Below are 24415 nucleotides of genomic sequence, written 5' to 3'. Positions count from 1 at the left end.
ATAATTATGGCAAAACAAGATTCTGGAGATTGGAAAGATCGTTTAGGTGTAGTATTCAGTACTGATCCTGATTACGATTATGATTATGACGAGGAGCAAGAAGAAGAAACATTGCCACCTCAACAACAAAACTTAAAGGTGATGTTGGACCGTAAAAACCGAAAAGGAAAAACTGCTACTCTAATTACTGGTTTTGTGGGTACAGAAGACGATTTGAAATCATTGGCCAAAACACTAAAATCCAAATGTGGTGTAGGTGGATCTGCCAAAGATGGAGAGATTATTATACAAGGTGACTTTAGAGATAAAGTCTTAGAACTCCTGAAAGCCTCTGGGTATAAAGCCAAGAAGGCAGGGGGGTAGAAAAAAGCCATTTGAAACGAAAAGTTTTGAATGGCTTTTTTAATTATTATTGGATTACTCGTGTTTTTAAATACTTTTGTAATACTATTTAATAAAGTAAACAATTAACAAAACAGACTATTAATGAGACTATTACCTCTTAAACCACTTTTAGTGGTGTTTATTATGCAACTATTTTTTTGTTGCTCTAAAAATGATGTCGAAAACCCTAACTTGTCAGACGACATCCTTCCTGTTTTAACTTTAACAGACTCTTCTCAATTTCTAAGACAAACCACAAACTTATCGATAAGTTTATCTGAATATGACCAAAGTATTATCTCGGTAGGTAAAATAGAATTATCTAATAATGGAAATGTTCTATCAGAAGCCGTCATCTCTGAGAACGGAGATTATGTTTTTGAAGTAGATTCTAAACAAATGAAAGATGGTATCCATGATTTCGAAGTAATGGCCGAATTTTTATCTGTAAATGGATCAGAAACAAGTAAGAAGACCTTTAATTTTTCGATGGAGGTGGATAATTATTTTCCTTCAATCGTGATTGATCAAGGGTATCTTGAATTTCGTAGTCAGTCACCACTCAAAATTACTTTTTCAGATTTAATTGACTTAGATATTTCAGTATTTTTTGCGAATAAAGAGGGAGTTAGAATAACTGATATCTATAACTTCAAGGACCTTGAAGGAGATGCTATTGATTTAGAAATACCTGAAGACAATACAAGTCAAGAGTTTTATTTGGTAGAATTAGAGACTTATCAATTGAATTCTTTGACTCCAAGTACCGAAAGTGAGAAGAATAAAAATATTAGTTTGAAAAAGATATATTCAAATGAAGCTTCAATAGAATATATTAATATGGGTGAAAAAGTAACAAAAGAAGTAAGTATCACTTATCCAAAACAATTTGATGATCACGATATCAGTGTAAACCTCGAAGCGGTGACAACTGTCGAGGAAAACAACCTTATCACTAAGACATTTAAAGTGAACGACCCTGATTATTGGAATTATGATTTTATATTTCCAGAATTCTTTAGAATTGAAAAAAGTACAGGCGGTTACATTTATGTGATGTTAGATTTAATTGAGACGGGTACACCACTTGTATTAAAAGAGGAAGATTTCTCCACAGATTATTTTAGTCAGATATTTAACAGCGATGCACTTTCTGTAGAATCTAACCATTATATAAGTTTTACTTTATATGGCGTGTATAATTATAATGGTAAAAAAGTATTTACTAATTTTAATACCATAAGTTCAACTGAAGACGGAAGGTTAATAAAATGTTATATCCCTCTGAATGCAGGAAATGAAAATACGTACCTCATCGATTCTTATGTAACAGAGAATGGTAAATATAAGTCAATATCAAGAGCATCAACCACTTTGCCTTTTGAAAATTATTTGGATTTTGTACCGGAGAATCTTTTCAATTACTCAGTAGCAGGTAATAAAGTCATTTTAGAAAGTTCATTGACAGACGACGATATAGTATATCGTTTTCAAAAAAAATTATCTTATCAGGAAGGAGAGTATTTAATCAAAAATGAAATAAGTTCTAAAGGTAATCATCCTATAAGTATAGATTTAAATACTATTGATTTTGGTTTAGAAGAGTATAAAGATCCATCCATTGCAAATATCATCTCTTCAAACAATGCCGTTTTTGGGTTAAGAGTACATAGCGAGCATCAATTATCTGATCAATCTTTTTCTAATTCTTGGAATTTATTAGGGTCTAGTATGGAGAGAAATTATGTGGAATTAAATCCATCCTCCAATAGAGTTTTGGTTTTCAAGGATGAATCACAATTAAGAAGATAAAGTATAATAAATAAGGACTGATTTAAACCTAAATCAGTCCTTATTTTTTAGCTTAACGCCAATTTATAGGTTTCAATTGCCTTCAATCTAGCCGCTTTATGCTCAACAATTGGCGCTATATAATTATCAGGATCATAATCAGGAATCCATTTCTTTACATACGCTAAAGACTTATCAAACTTTTTCATTTGGGCTTCAGGATTAAATACTCTGAAATAAGGTTGAGCATCAGTACCTGTACCTGCTGCCCATTGCCAACTACCATTGTTGGCGGCTAAATCATAATCCAAAAGCTTTTCTGCGAAATAGGCTTCTCCCCATCGCCAATCAATCAAAAGATGTTTACAAAGGAAACTAGCCACAATCATACGTGCTCTATTGTGCATGTAACCGGTGGTGTTTAACTCGTGCATTGCAGCATCTACAATAGGGTATCCTGTTTTCCCTTGTTTCCATGCTTCAAAGTAGGCCTCATTGTTTTCCCATGGTACTTTATCGTATTTTCTATTGTAATTCTCTCCAACCACATGAGGGAAATGAAATAAAATACTCATGTAGAAATCTCTCCATATTATTTGGTTGAGAAACACCTCGTTTAAGAATTGATATTGTCTAACCAATTCCCTTACACTGATTGTCCCAAAACGTAAATGAATGCCTAAATGAGTAGTGCCTGCTATGGCAGGGTAATCTCTTTGTTCATCATATTTTCTGATTATTTCAGGGTCAACATCAATTAATGGAATTTTGATGGAGGAATTGGAGAAATTCATGTCTTCCAAAGTGGGAAACGAAAAAGGATCACAGGTATAATAATGATCAAATAATGTGCAATTTCGTACCTCTATTGCTTCTGGTTCTTGAGCTAATTTTGCTTTCCATTTGCGAGAGAAAGGAGTGTAGACTACATAAGGATCTCCATTGTCTTTGGTAATCTCATTTTTCTCAAATACACATTGATCTTTGTGTGTGATGAATGGAATATTGTGACCAGATAAGAAGTCTTCTATCTCTTGATCACGTTTGATGGCATAAGGTTCATAATCATGATTAGTATGCACAGCTTCAATATCAAATTCCTGAATAATTTGCTCCCAGGCATTTTTTGGAGTGTCATAATAGGTTTTTAATGAACTACCGTACTCTTCTAATTGTTCTTTGATCTGAAGTAATTGTTGATGTATAAAGTTTACCCGAGCATCCTTTCTATCCTCTAGGTCATTTAAAATATGTTTATCGAAAATAAAAATAGGAAGCACCTTATCTGATGTTTTTAGGGCTGCAGAAAGGGCTGTTTGATCGGTTAATCTCAAATCTCTTCTTAACCAAACGATAGTGATTTTGGACATAGAATATAACTTTTTCTTAATTGTAGAGGTGTTCTAAGGATAATATTCAAAATACTAAACTATCTAATAAGATACTTGTTTTAATTTTTATATATTCGACCATCAACCAAGCAATTTATTTAATTTTGTGTTGACAAAAGTAGGCATCTCACATGAAACCATTTTTTATAATACTATTCCTTTCTTTTGTGTTTGAACTTCAGGCACAGGAGACTTTTTATTTAGTGTCTTTTAAAAATAAAGACAATACTACTCATGCGTTGGATCGTCCAGAAGAGTATTTATCTGCAGAAGCTATTGCTCGTAGAACAAAATATTCTATTGCTATAGACTCAACAGATTTACCTGTACCACAAGCTAATATTGATGAGGTAGAAACCACAGGAGCTACAATTTGGTATCCTTCTAAATGGTTTAATGCAGTAATTGTTTCTGAAGCAGACTCTACTGCTATTGCTCAGCTATCTATTGTAGATAAAGTAATGAATATGAGTGATAAAACGAAGGGAGGAATTGAGCGAAGTGAAGAGATTGAATGGAAACGAAGTAATGTGGATAATCAAGTTCAAAATGAATTGATTGGTATTGATCATATGCATGAGATGGGTTATAAAGGAAATGGAATATCCATTGCAGTTCTTGATGCAGGGTTTAATAACTATGATAGCATTACTTACTTTGATGAAACTGATATTTTAGATACTTACGATTTTTATTCTAAAAATGCTACAGTGGAAGACGATCATCATCATGGTACTGAAGTGATGTCAACCATGGCAGCTGTAGGAGGTGATTACTTAGGAGGATCACCTGAAGCTTCTTATGCATTGTATCGTACTGAAAATGTTTACTATGAATCAAGAATAGAAGAGTTGATGTGGTTAGTTGCTTCTGAAAGAGCAGATTCTTTAGGAGTAGATATTATTCAATCATCATTAGGATATTATGATTTTGATGATGCCTCTCAGAACTATACGCATGATGATTTAGATGGTCGAAGAGCATGGATCACCATGGCGGCCAATCATGCCTTTACAAAAGGTATTTGTGTGGTAGTTTCTGCAGGAAACGAGGGTTTAACATCTTGGAAGCGTATTACATTTCCTGCTGATTCACCATTTGTTTTAACTGTAGGTTCAATAGATAAAAATGAAGTAAAAGCAGAAAGTAGTTCTATTGGTCCAACTGCGGATAGTAGAATTAAACCTGATATTATGGCTTTGGGGAAAGCTTGTTATGTTGTAGGTACAAGCTCAAATGTGAAAACATCAAGTGGTACTTCTTTTGCAGCACCACAAATGGCTTCTTTCGTTGCAGGTCTACTGCAAAGTGATGCCAACCTAACACCATCACAAATATTCCAAAAGATTAGAAATTCTGGCTCTAGGTCAACTGATATAACGAATGATTATGGTTATGGTACAGCTAATTTTGAGAAATCTTTAACTGTTACTTCAATCCATGATTTAAATCTGTTAGGTGACCTAAAGGTATATCCAAATCCGGTAAATGGGGAACGATTTCAAATGGAAGTGCCTCAAAAGGTCGTTGGAAAAACACTAGATATTACATGGTACGACATGAGCGGTCGTAAATTGGATAAAAATAAACTTCATCAGGTAGAAAAAGTGACGATATTGAACGTTCCTAAAAAGGCACAGGGTAATTATTTGTTGCTAAAAGTCTCAGCTGATAAAGAAACAAAGACAATCAAAGTAAAAGTCAATTAAATAAAATATAAATGAAACAGATTCTTGTTACAGGAGGAACCGGCTATATTGGTTCTCATACTGTTGTGGAATTACAAAAAAAAGGCTACGATGTGGTTATTGTAGATGATCTTTCGAATTCTGAAAAAAATGTTTTAGACCGTATTGAAAAGATCAGTGGAGTGAAACCACATTTTGAGGAGTTCAATTTGGTAGATCCTTTAAAAACCAATCAACTTTTTGAAAAATACCCGAAAATAGAGGCAATTATACATTTTGCAGCTTTTAAAGCTGTGGGAGAGTCAGTACAAAAACCATTGGCATATTATCAAAATAATTTAGTCTCTTTGATTAATTTATTGAATGCAATGAAGGAATATAAAGTTCCGCATATGGTTTTCTCTTCTTCTTGTACGGTATATGGTCAGCCAGAAAAATTGCCTGTAACTGAGAATGCTCCAGTACAACCAGCAGAATCTCCTTATGGTAACACCAAGCAAATCTGTGAGGAAATATTGAGAGATACCGCAAAGGCTTATCCAGAGTTAAATACCATTGCCCTTCGTTATTTCAATCCTGTAGGAGCACATGAGACTGCTTTAATCGGTGAGTTACCAAAAGGAGTACCTCAAAATTTGGTGCCTTTCATTACGCAAACGGCCATTGGATTGAGAGATCAGTTATCTGTTTTTGGAGATGATTACAATACTATAGATGGCTCTGCAGTTAGAGATTATATTCATGTTGTTGATTTAGCACAAGCACATATTATTGCTGCAGAAAGATTGTTGGACGCAAATAATGAGGAAAACTTTGAGTTCTTTAATCTAGGTACAGGAACAGGAAGTTCTGTATTGCAGGTTATCAATGCTTTTGAAGAGGCCAACGGCATCCCCGTGAAATATAAAATTGTAGATAGAAGAGAAGGAGATGTAGAACAGATTTGGGCTGATACAACAATTGCCAATGAAGTACTGGGTTGGAAAGCTTCTAAAGGCCTGAACGAAATGATGAGTTCTGCATGGGCATGGGAAAAAAATATTAGAGAAGGAGATTGTTAATCACTTTCTCAAAATAAAAAAAGAGGTTGAATTTTTCGTTCAACCTCTTTTTGTTTTACAGAATATTTAAATTCTGCTCCTTTATTTTTTCGAGTTCATCTTTCATATTCACCACGACTTTTTGAATATTTACATCGTTGGCTTTAGAACCGATAGTGTTGATCTCTCGACCAATTTCTTGAGCAATAAACCCAAGTTTCTTACCATTTGATTGTGGAGTATCTAAAGTCTGAATAAAATATTTAAGGTGCTGTGTAAGGCGAACCTTTTCTTCGTTAATATCTAATTTTTCAATATAGAATATCAATTCTTGTTCGAAACGACTTGGATCGAAGTTATCGTTGTTTTCATATTCAGCAATCTGATTTTTTAATTTTTCTTTTAAACGATCAATACGCTGAGGGTCTAACACTTTTACCTCTTCTAAGTATTCTGATATTTTTTCGATAGAACCTCTAAGGGCTTTTTCTAAAGCTTCACCTTCATGAGTTCTAAATTCGATAGTCTTATCAATTGCTTCTTTAATCGCTTTTAAAACAACAGGCCAATCTTCCGCTAAAACATCCTCATTGTTTTCTTTTTGATAAACCTCAGGCATAGTCATCACAATTTGAAGAAGCGATTCATTGCTTTCATTCAAATCATCAGAAATACTCTTTAAGTCGTTATAATAGCTTTTGATTACACTTGTGTTCAAAGCCGCTTTTAAAGAATCCTCTCTCTTAGATGCATAATTTAATAACAGTAATATTTTACCTCTCTGTAATTTAGAAGTTAAAAGATTTCTGATTTCAATTTCTTTATCTGAAAAAGCAGATGACATTTTAATGTTACAGTCAGCATTCTTAGAGTTTAAAGTTTTAATCTCTATAGATACACTTAACTGATCGTTTTCTACACTTTGTTGGCCAAAGCCAGTCATCGATTGCACCATAATTTTAATTTCTAGTTCATTATCATTAAATAGAAATGATAACAATTTTGTTTTAATAACTTGAAAAAGGAATCACAAATATAATCTTTTACTTGAATGATGGATGTTAAGAAATGATTTATTATTCATTTATATAGGTAGAATGAAAAAAATAATATAGAAAGTATGAATGTATCTCACATTGTCCTAACTTACTATTTGATTTAAATGATAAAAACCAAAACTAATAAATACTCATGAAGAATTTTGATTACGGTTGGCAAACGTACGACAAAATAGATATCTACGGCAAATGTTGGTTACCAGAAAACGATTCTCAATTAAAAGGAATGATTTGTCTTGTACATGGTTTTGGCGAACATATACTTCGATACGAACATGTAGCTCAATTTTTTACAGATCATAATTATGGTTTTGTTGCTTACGATCAAAGAGGACATGGACAGACCAAAGGGAAAAGAGGGGTAGTTCCAAGCTATAAAGATGTTATTGATAATGTCACTGAGTTCCTTTCATTAATCAAAGAGAAGTTTCCAAACACTCCACTAATTTTATATGGTCATAGTATGGGCGGAAACATTGTTACTTCTTATGTGTTGAATTATCCTGATGCACCAATAAAAGGAGCGATTATCACTTCCCCATGGTTGCGCTTAACAAAATCACCACCTAATTGGCAAGAGAAAATTGGAGAGTTCCTTGGTGGTTTAATCAAAGATTTTGTGATGCCATCGAAGTTGACTCCATCAGATTTGTCAACCGATTTATCAGTAGGAGAGGCGTATGTGAAAGATCCGTTGGTACATAAAAAAATAAGTTCAGCTCTCTATTTTGGGGTGAAAGAATCAGGAAAAAGATCTTTAAAAACGGCTCAAAAATTAAAAGTGAAGACACTATTAATGCATGGTACAGATGATAATATCACTTCATACGATGCCTCAAGAAGCTTTACACTTAAATGTGCAGGTGAACTTTTAACCTTTAAAAGCTGGGACGGTTTACGACATGAATTACATAACGAAAAGAAAAAAGACGAAGTGTTAGGGGAGATGTTATCTTTTGTAGATGCACTCTAACATACTTGGGTATTTCTGAAATCACGAATACTCATACCGTACATTTTTTTAAATGATTTTGATAAATGACTGCTGTCCGTAAAGTTAAGCTGATAGGCAATTTCTTTTAGAGACAGATCGGTATGCTTAATTTTTGTCTCAACAATTCTAAGCTTCGCTTTGATGATGTAATCCACCAAGCTCATCTGAGCGTTCTTCTTAAAGTATTCAGAAAAATAAGTTTTCGATACATTAAATTTCTCAGCTAAATAAGGTATTTTCAGTTGTTCAGTATTCGTAATATTCTGATTGATGAACCGAAGTATTTCAGTGAATTTACTATCAGATATTTGGGTTTCTTTGAGATATTTTTCCTCAATGTTCCTACCTAACAATTCAAGGACAGTCACAAGAATACTGTTAATGATAGATTTTGAGTATACATCCGTTTTAAGTGATTCTCTGTAGATCATATTCAAGTTCTGAATAAGAAACTGACGCTCACTTTCTGAAGAGATAATATCACCTGCAACTTTATTGTAATGAGCAATGATATAAGAAATTTGTTCAAACCAACGGTTGTAATCCGTTTTACCATCACTATTCATAAAATAATGATCTGTAAAACGGATGAACATAAACCGTGTGGTTTCTTTTATTTTGAATGAATGACAATCGAGTGGTGGAAGCAAGAAAATATTACCTTCCTTGTATTCAAATTCATGATCATTAATGCACTGGTAGCCACTTCCTTTTTCGATATACACGATTTCAAAAAAGTTGTGTTTGTGTGGTCTTTTTTCCCAAACTGATAATTCTTCAATATGAATTTCAAATATTCTTTGTAACGATTGTGTGATCATTTCCTTATAAATTACTCAATATAGACTCTGTTTCTTGAATTAAATTGTGGTTTTTTGATGAGTTATAAGCATCAGCATGTGCACGGCCAATTTGTTCTTGGTCGTTATCAAAGTAGATACCTGACTTATTTTTATAGGTATCATCTACAGCCAATTCATACAATATATTTCCTCCTTTATCAGCTGATGACCAAAATTTACCATAAGCTTCTTTCACCATATTGGTGTTTAGTAAAGAACCTGGGTTAACGGCAATCACAGTAATGCCTTTTTCTTCTTCAGCCATATTAAATGACCACTGAGTTAAAGCCAATTTACTTTGAGCATAGGAAGCATTTTCAGAAATATCTTGTGTTCCCTGTAATGCAGGTATCGATACTGGCGATTGAGCTGCAGAACTTAAATTAATTAACCTTGGAGCATCACCTTTTTTCAATAGTTCTAATAGCTCTTTGGTGAGTAGGTAAGGTGCAAAATAGTTTACGACAAAACGTAAGTCCAGTCCATTTTCGTTTTTTAAACTTCCGCCATAGTAAACACCCGCATTATTGATCAGGATATCTAACTTCTTAAGCTTATTCTTTACATCAGAAGCTAGTTTTTTAACTTCAAAAAAAGAAGATAGATCAGCCACAAAACCATCTATATTTTGGTTGTTCGATTGTGCTTTGATTTCTTCAATGACTGCCTTTAATTTATTTTCATTTCTGCCGTGTATGTATACTTCATGTCCATCTGAAGCCAATTTTATAGCAGCTAGTTTTCCAATACCGTCAGTACTTCCAGTAATAAAGATTGTTTTTTTCATGTTTTGGATTTTTATATCAGCGTTTGATAAACTTTTAGATTTATCAAACGCTATTTCTATTTTCTAAATGAGAAATTTCTTACCAAGCGAAGGTTCTTAGTGTTTCTTTATGGATCTCCGGATGATATTGTCTCGCATGTTCTAAGTAAGTTAAGAAACGATCTTTATTTTCCATAAACATCCCTTTCATAGGAGTTAAATTATTGCCATGATCACCCCAATACATCGTATCGAAAGTCATATGCTCTATCAAATATTTCTCTTCTTCTAATATTTGAAGCGGCGATGCCAGAATAAACTCACCATCCCTAGCTTGTTGTTCCAAAGTTGTACCTGGCTGTAAAGCCAAAGCCATTGGAGCAATTTCTTCTGGCTGAATGATATTCAATAGATCAGTCGTTTCTTTAATATGTTCCTCAGAACGATACTTACCTCCCAAACCGAAGATGAATGAAGCTAAAGTACGTATTCCAGCTTCTTTGGCTTTTCTAGCACCATTGATGATCTCATTGTGATCTAGACCTTTCTCAACAAAATCTAAAGTTTGCTGATCACCTGATTCTAAACCAATATAAGCCATTGTTAAACCTGCTTCTCTTAGAATGGTTAACTCTTCAACTGACTTTCTGTTTAAATCGTTGTAGCTACTATATAAAGCTATTCTTTCTAATTCAGGAAAAGTTTCCTTGATCTTTTGTATTACTTGTAATAGATAATCGGTTTTTAAAACCATTACATTACCATCGGTAAGGAAAATAGAGTGAACATAGGGGTACAATGTTCTCGCTTCTTCAATATCTTTAAAGACATCTTCTAGCTTTCTTTTTCTAAACTTCTTTTCTCTGAACATATCACAAAACGTACAAGTATTGTGTGTACAGCCTATAGTTGTTTGGATAAGTAAACTTTCAGATTCTATCCATGGGCGATAAATTTTTCCTTCGTAATGCATAGTGTCCTCCTTTTTTAGTTTTTTGACTTTACAAAGATGGAGGATTAAATACAGTATTTTGATGTAAAATTATTGGCTAAATATGTATAATTATGGGAAAAAGATGCCTTTAGCTTGCATGGTGTGGATATTGATGGTGGATTTACCAATATAAATACATTTTTAGGTAGCAGGTAGCAGGAGCAAAATTAACGCTAGTTTTAAGTAAGAAGTAAGAGGGAAGAAGTAAAACTGGCGCAGATGTTAAGCGATAGCGTCATCTGTGCCCATAGACGTTAGAGGTCTCCTGACCTCGCGTTCATAACTAAGAAACTAAGGAACTAAGAAACGAAGTGGGTAATTTTGCAATATATTGAGAGTGGAGGTGAAATCCCTTGTTTTGCATCGACATAAAAAAACACCTGCTGAAGAATTCAACAGGTGAAGGGATATTTAAGGTATTGTTATTACAAATATAATAATTTATGCTATAAACCTCCAATTATCTGTGCGACAATGATAATGGCTACCAATGCGAAAGGATATACTGTAGCGTATGCTACTTGAGGAGCATCGCTTTCTGTCATATTATCCATTGCAGATAGACCAGGAGTAGAGGTCATACCACCTGTTAGTGCACCCATTAAAGAAAGGAAGTTTACTTTGAAAACAAAGTGTCCTAAAAGGGTAACAATTAACATAGGTACCAGTGTAATTAAAGCACCAATACCGAATAGTTGGAAACCATATTCACTAATAGTAGCTACTAGTTTAGAACCTGCACCAACACCTACTGGAGTTAGGAAAAGTAATAAACCAAATTGTCTTAATAGTGCATTTGCGTTTGATGGTAAGTGCCAAATAATTGGACCTGTTTTACCTAATCTACTTAAACCTAATGCAGCCATTAACACACCACCTGTTAAACCAAGTGAGAAGGATGTACCTCCGAATAGAGGAATTTCAATTTTACCAAGTAATACACCTACGATAATACCCAAGGCTACAGGTAAGAAACTTGGCGTTTCTACCATTTTGATACTGTCACCGAATAGTTCAGTCAAGCCTTCAACGTTACCTTTCGTAGATGAAATTAGAATTTTATCACCAAATCTTAATTTAGTTGAGGGACGTGGAGTTAGATCCAAACCAGCTCTTCTTACTCTTGTAACAGTAGCCAAATAGTTATTATGAAGATCTAGCTCACCTAATGATTTACCTACGATATTTCTTGATGAAACCACAAACCAACGGATTTCATGTAAACCAGAACGAGGGATTTTCTTATCAGTAACTTCTCCTAAGAGTAATTCAACACGTTTTAAAGCGTCTTGTGTACCTACTGCCTTTACAAGATCACCCTTATGTAAAATTGTTTCTTTTGTAGGAGGTTTACTTTCATTATTGTTAGGTTCCATCACACGAGAAACATTCGCTTTTGTCATGAAACGTATATTTAGCTCACCAATACTTTTCCCATCCACGTTATCGTTAGTTACGATAAAGTTTTTGTTCATTAACTCTGGAGTGCCAGCATTAGCTTCTTCTTCATATTTTCTTTCTTCATCTTCTACTTTAACTCCAAAGAACTTTGGAGCAAGTTTCACAAAAAGAATAACACCAATTACACCGAACGGGTATGCAATACCATAACCAATAGAGGCTAATGGAGATTGTGAGCTTTCAATGGCTGCTGCTAAACCTGGTGTAGAAGTAAGTGCACCAGTTAATAGGCCCACAGCAATTTTAAAATCAACATCAAATGCTACTCCTAAAGCAAATGTGACAATACCACCTACTACCACAGAGACAATAGCGAGTATGATTAATTTACTACCTTGAGATTTGAATGCTTCAAAGAAGGAAGGACCAGCTTGCATGCCTATTGTAAAGATGAACAATAGTAATCCTACTTTTTGAATTATACCTGGGATTTGGAAATCATCAAAACCAAGTGCATTGGTGAGGTAACCATAGAACATCGCCACAAATATTACGGCAGATAATCCAAATGAAACTCCTTTAACACTGATTTTCCCTAATAATATACCAAATGCAATAATTGCGAATAATGCTACGTAATCTGATTTCAGTAGCGTGTAGAACATCTCCATTAATGAAAGAATGTTGAGTTTGAGATTATTTTTAATTGACCCTGCAAAAATGCACGATGCACAATACAAAGATGATTATAATTTTTGCTTTTATATGATGATTTTTTTCATTCTTTTTTTCGAAAAAAGTGATAGTTTGTTAAGCGTTTAAAGTACGTTATTGAAAAATGCTACCATTTTATCTTCTAATATTAAATTAGGTGATAAAATGATAGCATTTTGACTAATTATAAAATTTAAAGAATAGTAAAGTATTGAGATACAACTTTCTATATTCTTTGTTGATGACTATTAAATTCTTTCGAAGAAATCGAATACATCTAATGTTTTCTTTTTATTCTTGTAAATCATTAGAGGTATATTTATATCAGACTGAAGTAATTGTTCCGCCGTAGAACTTAACAACATAGAGGCCATCCAAGTTCTACTTTTTGATCCAATCACTATGATATTGACATCTTCTTGTTTAGCATATTTATAGACTGTATCTGCTACATTTTCGTCGTCTTTAACTAAAACAGATACTGTTTTAATATTATCAGAGTTATTCGTTGTGCTCACAAACTTATCTAATTTCTTCTGAGAAACATCTCCTAAGATTTTGGTCATTTCTTCATAGCTTTTACCCACAGATGAGTAACCACTGGGAACTTTATAACAGTTTACTGCAACAACCTCTACATTATCGATTAATTCAGCGATTTCTTCTACCTGTTCTAAGGCTTCTTTAGAGGTATCGCTAAAGTTAATAGGAAGAAGTACTTTCGGTGTCTCTTCGTTTAATAGTTCTGGTGCAAACATGATAGACGATGGAGAGAAGGAAGCAATTTTACGAGCAATTGCACCTGTTTTCTTTCCAGAAGAATTTTTGCCAAGAATCACCATAGTAGCTTGCTTTCTTTTTGAAAGCTTAATGATGGTCTCAGCAGGATCGCCTTCTTCTACCATTAGGTCATAATCCATATCTTTAATATATGGAATATGTTCAGTAACTAGCTTTTCGATATTTTCTCTGATTGACTCATCCAAAGGACTCATCATATCAGGATATTTTTCTAATACTTCTTTAGGCAGGTCCAATGATTCTTGAACGTGCACAAAATAAATTTTCTCTACTTCATTTCTTTGCAGGTATTTGCTTGCATGTTTTAGTAACGGAAGGTCTTTTTCTGTTCCATCTAAAGCGATTATTGTTCTTTTAAATACTGACATTGGCTAAAGGGATTTATATAGTTTTATCAATTAAAAATGAGTAGAATACCCAATTTATATTATTTATAGATCTTACGTAAGTGATCTTCATTTCCTTGTTAAAATTAGTACTTTTTCAAGAAAATCAAATGACTACGGTCAGTAAATAAAAAAAGCCTCACGATTTGTTATCATGAGGCTTAATTTAAGAGTTTTCTAACTCATAAGGCGATTAAAAATTAATCACCAAGTTTATCTAAACGCATCATTGCTGCTGCGTAAAAGTTTCCTAGTGGATACTTTCTAATATACGTTTTATAACCTTCTACGGTATCAATTTTCTGTGCTCTTTTCCAATCGTCTTCTTCTTTTGCTTGAGAATCGTTTTTCAGATCTTTAATTTTCTCTTTTGCATCTTTCCAATATTTCTTCTTGGTTGTCAGGTTGAGATAATTAAAATAAGCACCTAAAGTATTTTCATCACATGTAGAAGACCACAATTCTTCTTCTTCAGCATCTGTTTCTACTTCTTCCTCTTCATCTATTTCAAAGGATGTAGGTAAAGGAGTATCCAAGTTTAAATCGTCTTCAATTTGACTTGTTACTTCAGAGCCAAAAGTGTTTTCAGAATCATCAGATGTTTCCAATGGAGTAATCTCTTCAGAAGTAAGATCGTCTATTAAACTACTGTCTTCTTCTATTGAAGATATGTCATTAGTAGTGTCTATACTATCTGTTGAAGTTTCGGAGGTAACAACTACCTCTTCTCCATTTTGAAGTGTATTAATTCTTGAGTAGGCATCTGCAAGGAAATTGTTTTCTTCCGTTCTCGATAAATACTCTTTATAACTATCTATAGAATTGATGTTGCTAGCAGTTGACCAAAGTTCCTCTTCAGACATTCCGTCTTCAAAAGAAGAAATGGATGGAGTAGCAACTTCTTCTTCAGTCGTATTAATTATTGAATCTACAACAGATTCTTCTTCTTTCTCTTCGACAGTTTCTTCTACTATTTCAGGAATAGGAGTTTCTATAGCAGAAATTGAAACTTCTGGAATTTCACCTTGATCTATCTTATTAATTCTGTAATAAGCCTCGGCAATCTGATCAGCAGTTTTTGAAAGGTTGATATACTCTAAATATCCTTCTTTATTATTAAGCTGCTCAGCACGTTTCCATAAATCTTCTTCAGATAGATTTTCAATATCTTCTGTTTCAACTGAAGGAGATGCTGCCGCTGTTTCTTCTTCTACAGAGTCATTTACAATAGAATCAACTACATCGTTAGTAGATTCAGCTTCTTCTTCAACAGTTTCAATGCTACTATCTTCTGTTGTAAAAGTGTTTTCAATGATCTCTGCTTGAATTTCAGCCTCATTGTTCTCTTTTTCTAAAGCATCTTTAGAAAGTTGTTGTGCCTCTTCAATAGAGAAAGATTCAGAGCTAACTTCAGTTACTTCTATTGCAGAAGGATTCTCTTCAGCAACTTCGTTTATGATCACTTCTTCTACTTCTTCAACAGCAGAAGTTTCTTCTTCAATTTTCTCTGTAGAAGTTTCAGGTTTCGTTTCTTCCTCAACCTCCCTGATTGCTTCATCCATGACAAGGTCTAATTCAGAAACAGGCTCCTCTACAGGTTTTGTTTCTGTAATAGTTTCTTGTTTTTTATCGAATAGCAATCGGTCAGTTTCAGTCCAAAGGAGTAATTCACCTTTTAAACCTTTAGCTTCTTCTATTTTAGCAAGAACTTCCTCGATAGGTTCCATTCTTAGATCCATCAATAAAGCTCTGTCAATGCCTAATTCTTCGACAATTACAGCTTTCTTTGGAGGATCAACAAAGACTTTTGATTCCGTTGGAGACTTTTCTTTTTTGATCGTTTCATTAACCATCAAATTGTTGATCTGCTCCATTCTTTGATGTGCCTTGTTGATATACTTTCCTTCAGGGAACATCGATAAATAAAACTGATAGCCTTCAATACTATTCCAAACAGCAGTCTTTTTCCAGATATTATCTTCTAACTCTTTTGTGACCTCTTCTTTAGATTGTGGTTGAAGTTCAGCAATAAGTTCAGCTTTTATTTTTGCTCTAAGTTCCTCCTCAATCTGAGATTCCTTAGATTTAATTTCTTCAGATAATTTTGAATCGATTTGTTGTCCAAATTCTTTTTCAAGCTCTTTTCTAACTTCTTCACGTAATTCATTTTCTCTTAAAAGAACATTCTCACATTCTTTTTTTCTACGAGCCACTACAGGGTCGTTTCTATGTTCTAATGCCTTACTGTAAAGTTCTTTTGCATCGTTAAACTTATTCTCGAAATAGGCCTTATCTCCTTGGTCGACCCAATTTGCAAAGTTCAGTTCCGTATCGCAATATTCAATACGTTGAACGTAGGCTGTATTTTCAGGATTAAGTTGTTGAAGTTGTTGATATGTTTCTTTAGAGGCAATAAAATCTTTACGATCGAACTGATCAATCGCAATTTTTTCTAACGATTTGATAATGCCATCTTTTGCTACTTTCTCATTTCTGATTTCGTAAGCTGCTTTAAAACGTTCCATTGATGCAGTATAAGACTGCGTAATGTACATGTGTTCAGCTTGTTGGAGTGTTTCTATAAAAGAAGCAAGGTTGTTGAAATCCTCATCGTTTTCATAATTCTCTATACCCTCTTTTAATAAAGGTAGTGCATCATCAAAACGTTTTTCTTGGAAGCATTTATCAATTTCTACTCTAAGTTTTTTAGTGATAGAATATCTCTTATTTAAACTTATAGGAGCATCTTCAGATTTATCAGATAAAAATATGGTTTCTTCTAAACCTGCAGTATTAGAAAAGTGATTTTTTAAATCTAAAACGGTCAATACTTCACTTTCCTTTTCGACACCTTTTTGAAAAATATCGGCAAGGCCGGAAGCAATCGTTTTTGTACTATTTTCTTGAAGTAGCTGAGTTAATATGAATGATTTGTCAGGCCCATAAGGTTTTAAATCTTCAATAGACTTAATGCTAAGTTCTTCGAAATCATCACCAAAAGTAGATGATTTTCTATACTCTGCATCAAGAATAATGAATGCTCTTTTCGCTTGAGATTCATTGATTAACTCTACAATTTCACTTAGTGGAATTCCATTAATGTGACATTGTTGTATAGTAGTATGAGGGGAAGAAAGAATTAACTTTCCTCTTCTTTCGATTAAGTAGCCAGAGTAGAAAAATATTAATGTATCCTGAGTGGTATCGGCAATTTCGGCAATACGTTCCTTAATCATCGTATTTCCTTCCGAATCCACTAAAGAAATGATATCCTTTTCATTCAGTCCAAGAATTTGTTGGTCTGTAAAAGTCTCTCTTAAAAGACTGATATCTTTATACACATGCTCTCTTCTTTGGAGTTGCTCATCCTTAAGAAAAGTTCCTATTCCAATTAAAATGGCTCTGGATTTTGATGAATCAAACATCAATGGCATATCAAATAGTACTAAAGAATTTCAACATAAAAATTGTGCAAAAAATAATACACTCCATTAGTATTTGCACTTCAAAAAATATAACGATATGATTTTGGTCCTATTGTATAGAGTCGATGGAATTTATAAATTTTACAAGTCTTCTTCCTCTATATCATCATTTTTAAGGGCATCATCATAGTCTTTTCTAATGATATTGATTTCCGCTAGGAAATCATCTGGATAGGGGCTACTCTTTTCTTCTTTGGAAAGATGTTTCTTTTCAGAATCAATTTTTTCTTGATCCACTTCCTCTTCCTTTAGATTAGCAGCGTTACGTTTATCTTCTGCTTCTAAAGCATCCCAATCAATTTCTTCTTCTTTCGATTTATTATTAGAGTTTCCCATTTTTTTTAGTCAAATAAATACGGCTAATTCAATTAATAATTAGTACATATTTTTAATGGATAATTGTGAGTAGTAAAAAACAGCTACTCAGCATACAAAACTAAAAAAATCCTATCATGTTTCTAATTATATCAGAAAGTAAATACTTATTTTCTTAAACTAATATATAAATTCAAAAATTTAAAGTGAAAAAGCAATAAAAAAGAGGTTGTACCATCATATAAATGGTACAACCTCTAGATATTATTAAATCTCCTTCAATAAGGGACTTACGACTTTATCAAAGCACTTAGTTTAAAATCTTATCCAAGATTTTTAAAGTGATGGCATAAGTTGGTTTCACACCCGTCAAACCAAGACTTCCGTTGGCTAAAGTACTACCTGTTATCAAAGGATTGTCTGATGCATAATAGGCATATCTTACCTTCACATCTTTCTTGATGTTGTTCCTGATTTTAGAGGCACCTTGGATGGCTTTTTGATAGTGTGCACCTTCCATTTCCAAGCCAATTGCTCCCCAAGAAGAATCTTTAAAGAACTTCAAAATATCTTTGTTTTGTAGTGACGTACCCAATACTGAAATCATAGGGCCGTCTACAAAGTTAAGATCGTCTACATCTGTAAAGTCTTCCAATTTTAGGTCGTTTTCTACAGGGTAATTGTCGGCTGTACCTTCAAAAACGTGGGCTGTAGGTATCATGATATCTCCTTTGTTACCTTTCAGAATTCCTGCTTTACCCATGATAGAAACCGATTGGATATCCAAAGGAATGTTTAATCCTTCGTTAATGTATGGTTTTAATAACTCATCCATTGTTTCAAAGGCTTGTTCACCAAATGCGTAATCCATTACCAAAATGATCGGAGCATTTTTCTTATCTCTTTTCTTTTCAGGTTTAAGCGCCTTAGGTAATTGGGCATCGTTGATAAATGCTGTATCAAATATCTGAACTGAAATGTTGGTTCCTGAATCCTCAGTCACTTGAATCATTCCTTTATCAAATGCCTTTTTTCTGATGTTATCTCTTAGGTGACCATTTTCAGGCTGACTCACCATCTCCATCAATTTATCGAAGTCTTTCTCATTTACATCTGAGGAAAGTGCCTCTTTAGCATAGAATGAATTCATTACACTGTGCAAATTCGCACTGATAATGTGAATTGGTCTATGAATTAATTGATGATCAGACAGGACTTTCTTAATTCTTGTTGCCCAACGATCGCCATAAATGTGATGTCCGATTCTTTCTCTAAGTGTTGGACTAAAGCTAATCACTCTAGCATCACCTTTTTGAGCTTCATCGATAGCTAATTTACCCATCCAGTAAACAATGTGAAAAAGGCCATTATTTTTATCGTGATTTTGAACAAATCGTTGGTGGGCATTTTTCGTCTCTTTGTATGTTTGTCCTAATAAAGTTGCTAGGTAAGTGAATGCAACCTCTTCATTTTGAGGTGATAATTCCTCTTCACCTGTGACAATTTTTTCTAATTGAACCCACTCTCTAACAGGGTTTCCTTTTTCATCTTCTGCGTGCTCTTTAATTTTTTGAGCTTCAATATAGATAAATGTTAGATGTGTTAGGATGTCGTATATTTCTGATCTACCTCTTGTGATCTCGATAAACATTTGTTCCTCATCAATTCTGTAGCAATTTCTTCTTCTTGCGTGAGGAATAATTTTTTCGAAGGAAGATTTTTCATATCCTTCTTCAGAGGTTAATTTAATATATCTAGTTTCTTCAATACCTTTTGGTAATCGATCAAAAACATAGACCAAGCCATTAAGATCTACTTTTTGAGGGTCGGCCAATGTGCCGTAAATTTCAGGTTGTAAAATTAATAAGTCCTGCATAATAGCACGCCCCGAAGCTCCACCTGGCTTGTAATGACCTCTTATAAAAAGGTGACGCATTACAACATACATTCTTTCGATGGCAGCTCTCGATGCTTGTGCTCTAGTTAATTCTATCATAAATTAATTTTATTTATATGGTTTTTAATTGAAGTTAGTCTGTCGTTTCAGACAGTAGAGTAAATAGTTAATAGAGTTGAAGGATAAATCAATAATAAAAGGGCTATTCTAAGCTATTGAGATTGAAGTGTATAACTTCTACTCAGTACCAATAGTATATTCCAATTTAAACTGTATTGAGAAGTATTGTTCTATACTATTGATGATATTTTGATTATTTAATCGTTTTTTAATGATAAGGAAACCAAATAATGGTTTAACTCTCCAACATACAGTAGTTTGATGTCGTAACCGGCCGTTGCTGCATACTCTTCTAATACAGGGTAACTCACATAAAGCCAATCAAATTCTGCTCCTTTGATATCCTTGAATTCCATCCAATATTGAATCTGACCGTAGTACTCTGCAGTAAGGTCAATAAGGTATGAACCGTCTTCATCTTCAAAAAGATGGATGATATCTGAAGAATCAAATACTAGTTGACCTCCCGGATTTAGATAGTCTTTAGCTTTTACTAAAAACTCTGCAAGACCATCTAGCGTTCCCACTAAACCGATACCGTTCATCAGCATCAATAAAGTATCGAACTTTGGACCGGTATATTGATAGATATCTCCTGCAATTACTTTTTTTACACCTCTCTTTTTCATTGTTTCTACAGCTTTCAAAGAGATGTCCATAGCAGTAACATCTTTACCTCTTTTCTGAAGGGCCATTGCATGGGATCCTGCACCAGCACCTACATCTAAGATTTTACCATTACACTGATCTAATGCCAAAACTTCAATTTCTGGCATATCATTTTCTTCTCTGAACAACAAAGGAACAGGGATGTCGTCGGGTTCGCTAAAATCCGAATAAACTTTTACACAAAGTTCATCATCTTTAGAATCGTAGTATGAAGCAATACCACTTCCCATGGGGTCATTTTCAGGAGCTAAAGCTTTTCCAAAAACTTTTTCTGTCATGTAATCTATTCTCGTCCTATTAACCTGATTTCGACGAAAAATATTTTCACAGTTTGATCTGATTTTGAGTAGAAATTTTGACAAATTCTTGCAGTAATACTGGTTGTACTACAAAAGATTTTGGTGAAATTTATACCAAAATCAGACAAATCCTCTGGAAAAGTGGTGTTCACTCCATCTTTGCACTGAATACCTTTCAAAATAACCAGTTATTTTTTCAAGATATTCAGCACAAATCTGGAATAAACATCACTTTCTGTGAGTAATATTTTTCGTCGAAATCAGGTTATTATAAAGTGTAAAATTTTCGCAAATAACTGCATTTAGGGAGAATATACAAATTTATTGAGGTTTGTTAGCGTATTGATGTTGTTGATCCTAGAATAAAGCAACTAAACGGTAATAATCTACTAATGTAATTCTAAAAGCTTCTCTTTCTTCTTCAGTGGTTAAAAAAGGAAGGGTTTTATCGCCAAATGAGATTTCGTATTTGATATTATCTTTCTTAAGGGTATTGTAAATTTCAGTAGCAAATTTAAATTGTTCATTCATACTTCCTTGTTGATATCTAATCTCATTCCATAAACCCGTATCATCTGTCCATTTTACTTTGTAATGCATGTAACCATCGAAAGTTTGGTTAGGGGAGAGCATAATATATGCATTCTGCGTAGTTTCGTGGAAGACAATGTGAAGTTGAATGATGGCTTTTGTGGTATCTTGAACTGCTTTTCCAATTTGATAAACAATCATGTCATCAGTAGCTTGAGGAACTTTTATCAAATCATAATAGGGAGCTCTTACATTCTTAAAAAACATACGACCTTGATCCAAAGTCTCAAATTTGGGCTTATTGGGATCAATATAGATTTCTTTGTGTTGACCGCAGGATAGTAAAGTAAAAAGTATTAAAAGGGCGAGGTGTTTCATTAATGGGTAGGGTCTACTTAAAACAACTGTAGGGTATAGAAAAAGATCTATACCCTACATTTATAACTCCTAAAAATTTTATTTGTTATGCCTCAACGAATAAAATTTATAATCTCTGCATTAACGTTGGAATGATAGCGTTTTTCCATTCTCTGAAATCGCCATCAATAATATGCTGACGCGCCTCTCTTACTAACCATAAATAGAAAGTAAGGTTATGTACACTAGCGATCATACCACCTAAAGCTTCACCCGCTTTGAAAAGGTGTCTCATATATGCTTTAGTATAGAATGTGCTGGCATATCCACCTAATTGAGCATCAAGAGGTGAGTAATCGTCTTCCCACTTCTTATTTTTCAAGTTCATGATACCTTGAGTCGTGAAGACCATACCGTGTCTCGCCTGACGAGTAGGCATCACACAATCAAACATATCTACACCTAAAGCAATGTTTTCTAGAATATTTGCAGGAGTACCTACACCCATAAGGTATCTAGGCTTGTCTTCTGGAAGAATGCTACAAACAAGTTCTGTATGTTCGTACATCATCTCAGCAGGTTCTCCAACTGATAATCCACCAATAGCATTACCTTCGCATTCAAAAGAAGCGATTGTTTCCGCCGATTGTGTTCTTAAGTCTCTGTAAGTCGATCCTTGTACAATTGGGAAAAGTGCTTGATGATATCCGTACTTAGGTTCAGTTTCATCTAAACGATCCACACATCTTTGTAACCAACGGTGTGTAAGGTGCATAGAGTTTTTAGCATATGTATAATCCGATGGGTAAGGAGGACATTCATCAAAAGCCATGATAATGTCGGCACCAATAGTTCTTTCAATATCCATCACTTTCTCTGGTGTGAATAAGTGTTTTGAACCATCAATGTGAGATCTGAAAGTTACTCCTTCTTCTTTGATCTTTCTATTATTGGCTAAAGAGAATACTTGATATCCACCACTATCGGTTAATATAGGTCTATCCCAACCATTAAATTTATGTAAACCACCTGCCTTTTCTAAGATTTCCATGCCTGGTCTTAAATATAGGTGATAGGTGTTGCCTAAGATAATTTCTGCATTAATATCCTCCTTTAATTCACGTTGATGTACCGCTTTTACAGTTCCAGCAGTACCTACAGGCATGAATATAGGAGTTTTTATCTCACCATGTTCGGTGGTTATTTTACCTGCACGAGCCTTTGTTTGAGGGTCTTTGTGCGATAATTCGAAAGTTAATCCCATAATTTAAATTTTAATTGCAGCGCAAAGTGCAAAGGTAGCAAAGATAATTGTTCTATCTGTTTTTAATTTATCCTTATTAACCTGACTTTGAATAGAGCCTCTAAATAAATGAAATATGATCTTAGTTTTGGACAATTTAAAAGTGTATGATGTGTTAGTTATTGTATGATTTGTAGTTTGTTCATGAACAATTAATGATTTAAGACAATTTATTTGATAATGAATTTTAGATTATAGTAAATAATAGTTAATATTACATTGGTTTAACTGTGGTATTTTCATTTGTATAATACGAATTATTTCAAATGTTGACGTACAGCTACTATTTGTCACTAACTTAACATGAATTAATTATCCAATTCACATGATCAATGATAGATTGATTTTACTGAACAAAAGACTTCATTTTACTCTTTTTTTCGTCTTTTCTACATTTTTTGCATTTGCTCAAGACGGTGAAATGATTGTTACAGGGGTTTATAAAGGTTCTAATCTTTATGTGGAAAACCCTATGCTACACGATGGCTCTTTTTGTGTTAGTAGAGTGATCATTAACAATAGTGAAATGCAAAAGCTACCGAAAGCCAGTGCTTTCGAGATTGAATTGAGTCATATTCAAAAGGGAGATCATATATCTGTTATTTTATATCACTCGAATGACTGTGTCCCTAGAATTCTAAATCCAAATGCAATACGTGATAAGGGTCATTTTCAATTTATTGAATTAGACGTGACAGAGGAAGGGTTGGAATGGGAAACCTCAGGCGAAGCTGCCGAAGGTAGTTTTATGGTGCTTCGATATGAACATGATAGTTGGGTGGAAGATATGATCGTTCAAGGAAAAAGCGATGAAAGAAAAAACAAATACCACTATAAAGTGTTGCATCACTCGGGTTTAAATAAGTATAAACTGAAGTATATAGAAATTACCGGTAAGGTGTATAATTCTGAAGTATTGGCACATGAGTCATCTTCAGAACAAGTGAAATTTTATCCTAACCGAGTTAGCGAAACTTTATCATTTACAAGACCTGTACGTTTCGAAATACTCGATCAATACGGTAAAGTGGTACTAAACGGTAACGATAGTAAAGTTGATTGTTCAGTGCTTGCTGGAGGACGATACTATTTTGTGAACTATGACAATAAGACTGAAAGGTTTTTTAAAAAATAAATATACGCTCTTTCTTCTAGGCCCCTGCATTTTTATGTAGGGGTTTTTTAATAC

The 24415-nt window shown here is 33.8% G+C and carries 19 protein-coding genes; 6 read left to right on the top strand and 13 right to left on the bottom strand.

Annotated features, from left to right (window positions below; genetic code table 11):
* The first annotated feature begins 6 nt into the window (after positions 1-6).
* Both KMW28_RS14550 and KMW28_RS14545 read left to right on the top strand, forming a co-directional pair.
* On the top strand, positions 7-363 hold the full coding sequence (locus KMW28_RS14550; protein ID WP_066205442.1) for a translation initiation factor: 357 nt from the start codon (positions 7-9) through the stop codon (positions 361-363).
* A gap of 123 nt (positions 364-486) precedes the next feature.
* On the top strand, positions 487-2196 hold the full coding sequence (locus tag KMW28_RS14545; RefSeq protein ID WP_169665194.1) for a hypothetical protein: 1710 nt from the start codon (positions 487-489) through the stop codon (positions 2194-2196).
* Positions 2197-2243: 47 nt separating this feature from the next.
* Here KMW28_RS14545 and KMW28_RS14540 read toward each other — a convergent pair whose 3' ends face one another.
* Positions 2244-3545, bottom strand: coding sequence for a cryptochrome/photolyase family protein (locus KMW28_RS14540; RefSeq protein WP_169665193.1), 1302 nt, complete (start codon positions 3543-3545; stop codon positions 2244-2246).
* A 152-nt stretch (positions 3546-3697) separates the two neighbouring features.
* Here KMW28_RS14540 and KMW28_RS14535 point away from each other — a divergent pair, with 152 nt between their 5' ends.
* Entirely contained in the window at positions 3698-5275 is a 1578-nt protein-coding gene (locus tag KMW28_RS14535; protein ID WP_169665192.1) for a S8 family peptidase, read from the top strand.
* 11 nt (positions 5276-5286) lie between these two features.
* Entirely contained in the window at positions 5287-6315 is a 1029-nt protein-coding gene (gene galE / locus KMW28_RS14530) for a UDP-glucose 4-epimerase GalE (RefSeq protein ID WP_066205452.1), read from the top strand.
* Between the two features lie 55 nt (positions 6316-6370).
* On the opposite strand, the gene KMW28_RS14525 is transcribed toward galE, so the two are convergent.
* The gene (locus KMW28_RS14525; protein WP_240972914.1) at positions 6371-7294 is read right to left on the bottom strand and encodes a YicC/YloC family endoribonuclease; all 924 of its coding nucleotides are present in this window, start codon (positions 7292-7294) and stop codon (positions 6371-6373) included.
* A gap of 191 nt (positions 7295-7485) precedes the next feature.
* Here KMW28_RS14525 and KMW28_RS14520 point away from each other — a divergent pair, with 191 nt between their 5' ends.
* Entirely contained in the window at positions 7486-8325 is an 840-nt protein-coding gene (locus KMW28_RS14520) for an alpha/beta hydrolase (RefSeq protein WP_169665191.1), read from the top strand.
* On the opposite strand, the gene KMW28_RS14515 is transcribed toward KMW28_RS14520, so the two are convergent.
* The 11 genes from KMW28_RS14515 to tgt form a co-directional block, all read right to left on the bottom strand.
* On the bottom strand, positions 8322-9167 hold the full coding sequence (locus KMW28_RS14515) for an AraC family transcriptional regulator (RefSeq protein WP_169665190.1): 846 nt from the start codon (positions 9165-9167) through the stop codon (positions 8322-8324). The genes KMW28_RS14520 and KMW28_RS14515 overlap by 4 nt on opposite strands.
* Before the next feature lie 4 nt (positions 9168-9171).
* Positions 9172-9975, bottom strand: coding sequence for an SDR family NAD(P)-dependent oxidoreductase (locus KMW28_RS14510; RefSeq protein WP_169665189.1), 804 nt, complete (start codon positions 9973-9975; stop codon positions 9172-9174).
* 79 nt (positions 9976-10054) lie between these two features.
* On the bottom strand, positions 10055-10927 hold the full coding sequence (locus KMW28_RS14505) for a B12-binding domain-containing radical SAM protein (RefSeq protein ID WP_169665188.1): 873 nt from the start codon (positions 10925-10927) through the stop codon (positions 10055-10057).
* 467 nt (positions 10928-11394) lie between these two features.
* Positions 11395-13014, bottom strand: coding sequence for an aspartate:alanine exchanger family transporter (locus KMW28_RS14500; RefSeq protein WP_169665265.1), 1620 nt, complete (start codon positions 13012-13014; stop codon positions 11395-11397).
* Positions 13015-13311: 297 nt separating this feature from the next.
* Positions 13312-14232, bottom strand: a complete 921-nt coding sequence (locus KMW28_RS14495; protein WP_066205464.1) for a universal stress protein — start codon at positions 14230-14232, stop codon at positions 13312-13314.
* Between the two features lie 218 nt (positions 14233-14450).
* Positions 14451-17675 carry a hypothetical protein gene (locus KMW28_RS14490; RefSeq protein ID WP_169665187.1) on the bottom strand — a complete coding sequence of 1075 codons (3225 nt, stop codon included), beginning with the start codon at positions 17673-17675 and terminating at the stop codon, positions 14451-14453.
* Positions 17676-17816: 141 nt separating this feature from the next.
* On the bottom strand, positions 17817-18071 hold the full coding sequence (locus tag KMW28_RS14485) for a hypothetical protein (protein ID WP_169665186.1): 255 nt from the start codon (positions 18069-18071) through the stop codon (positions 17817-17819).
* A 289-nt stretch (positions 18072-18360) separates the two neighbouring features.
* Complete coding sequence (locus tag KMW28_RS14480) at positions 18361-20046, bottom strand: DUF6909 family protein (RefSeq protein ID WP_169665185.1); 1686 nt, start codon at positions 20044-20046, stop codon at positions 18361-18363.
* A gap of 218 nt (positions 20047-20264) precedes the next feature.
* Positions 20265-21014, bottom strand: coding sequence for a class I SAM-dependent methyltransferase (locus KMW28_RS14475; protein ID WP_169665184.1), 750 nt, complete (start codon positions 21012-21014; stop codon positions 20265-20267).
* A 378-nt stretch (positions 21015-21392) separates the two neighbouring features.
* Entirely contained in the window at positions 21393-21944 is a 552-nt protein-coding gene (locus KMW28_RS14470) for a hypothetical protein (protein ID WP_169665183.1), read from the bottom strand.
* A 106-nt stretch (positions 21945-22050) separates the two neighbouring features.
* On the bottom strand, positions 22051-23187 hold the full coding sequence (gene tgt, locus KMW28_RS14465; protein WP_066205477.1) for a tRNA guanosine(34) transglycosylase Tgt: 1137 nt from the start codon (positions 23185-23187) through the stop codon (positions 22051-22053).
* Positions 23188-23551: 364 nt separating this feature from the next.
* Between tgt and KMW28_RS14460 the strand changes: the two genes are divergently transcribed.
* Positions 23552-24361: a hypothetical protein gene (locus KMW28_RS14460; protein ID WP_066205479.1), complete on the top strand. Its 810-nt coding sequence runs from the start codon at positions 23552-23554 to the stop codon at positions 24359-24361.
* Positions 24362-24415 lie beyond the last annotated feature (54 nt).

It is taken from the genome of Flammeovirga yaeyamensis (genome assembly GCF_018736045.1).
GTDB classification, from domain to species: Bacteria; Bacteroidota; Bacteroidia; order Cytophagales; family Flammeovirgaceae; genus Flammeovirga; species Flammeovirga yaeyamensis.
This window is presented reverse-complemented; position numbering and strand designations above follow the sequence as displayed.

What these genes read in the sequence shown, in the direction of transcription:
- galE (WP_066205452.1), top strand. Translation starts at nt 5,287, where the DNA reads ATGAAACAGATTCTTGTTACAGGAGGAACCGGCTATATTGGTTCTCAT.
- KMW28_RS14550 (WP_066205442.1), top strand. Translation starts at nt 7, where the DNA reads ATGGCAAAACAAGATTCTGGAGATTGGAAAGATCGTTTAGGTGTAGTA.
- KMW28_RS14520 (WP_169665191.1), top strand. Translation starts at nt 7,486, where the DNA reads ATGAAGAATTTTGATTACGGTTGGCAAACGTACGACAAAATAGATATC.
- KMW28_RS14540 (WP_169665193.1), bottom strand. Translation starts at nt 3,545, where the DNA reads ATGTCCAAAATCACTATCGTTTGGTTAAGAAGAGATTTGAGATTAACC.
- KMW28_RS14460 (WP_066205479.1), top strand. Translation starts at nt 23,552, where the DNA reads ATGATCAATGATAGATTGATTTTACTGAACAAAAGACTTCATTTTACT.
- KMW28_RS14475 (WP_169665184.1), bottom strand. Translation starts at nt 21,014, where the DNA reads ATGACAGAAAAAGTTTTTGGAAAAGCTTTAGCTCCTGAAAATGACCCC.
- KMW28_RS14495 (WP_066205464.1), bottom strand. Translation starts at nt 14,232, where the DNA reads ATGTCAGTATTTAAAAGAACAATAATCGCTTTAGATGGAACAGAAAAA.
- KMW28_RS14485 (WP_169665186.1), bottom strand. Translation starts at nt 18,071, where the DNA reads ATGGGAAACTCTAATAATAAATCGAAAGAAGAAGAAATTGATTGGGAT.
- KMW28_RS14515 (WP_169665190.1), bottom strand. Translation starts at nt 9,167, where the DNA reads ATGATCACACAATCGTTACAAAGAATATTTGAAATTCATATTGAAGAA.
- KMW28_RS14500 (WP_169665265.1), bottom strand. Translation starts at nt 13,014, where the DNA reads ATGTTCTACACGCTACTGAAATCAGATTACGTAGCATTATTCGCAATT.
- KMW28_RS14470 (WP_169665183.1), bottom strand. Translation starts at nt 21,944, where the DNA reads ATGAAACACCTCGCCCTTTTAATACTTTTTACTTTACTATCCTGCGGT.
- KMW28_RS14510 (WP_169665189.1), bottom strand. Translation starts at nt 9,975, where the DNA reads ATGAAAAAAACAATCTTTATTACTGGAAGTACTGACGGTATTGGAAAA.
- tgt (WP_066205477.1), bottom strand. Translation starts at nt 23,187, where the DNA reads ATGGGATTAACTTTCGAATTATCGCACAAAGACCCTCAAACAAAGGCT.
- KMW28_RS14480 (WP_169665185.1), bottom strand. Translation starts at nt 20,046, where the DNA reads ATGATAGAATTAACTAGAGCACAAGCATCGAGAGCTGCCATCGAAAGA.
- KMW28_RS14545 (WP_169665194.1), top strand. Translation starts at nt 487, where the DNA reads ATGAGACTATTACCTCTTAAACCACTTTTAGTGGTGTTTATTATGCAA.
- KMW28_RS14505 (WP_169665188.1), bottom strand. Translation starts at nt 10,927, where the DNA reads ATGCATTACGAAGGAAAAATTTATCGCCCATGGATAGAATCTGAAAGT.
- KMW28_RS14490 (WP_169665187.1), bottom strand. Translation starts at nt 17,675, where the DNA reads ATGTTTGATTCATCAAAATCCAGAGCCATTTTAATTGGAATAGGAACT.
- KMW28_RS14535 (WP_169665192.1), top strand. Translation starts at nt 3,698, where the DNA reads ATGAAACCATTTTTTATAATACTATTCCTTTCTTTTGTGTTTGAACTT.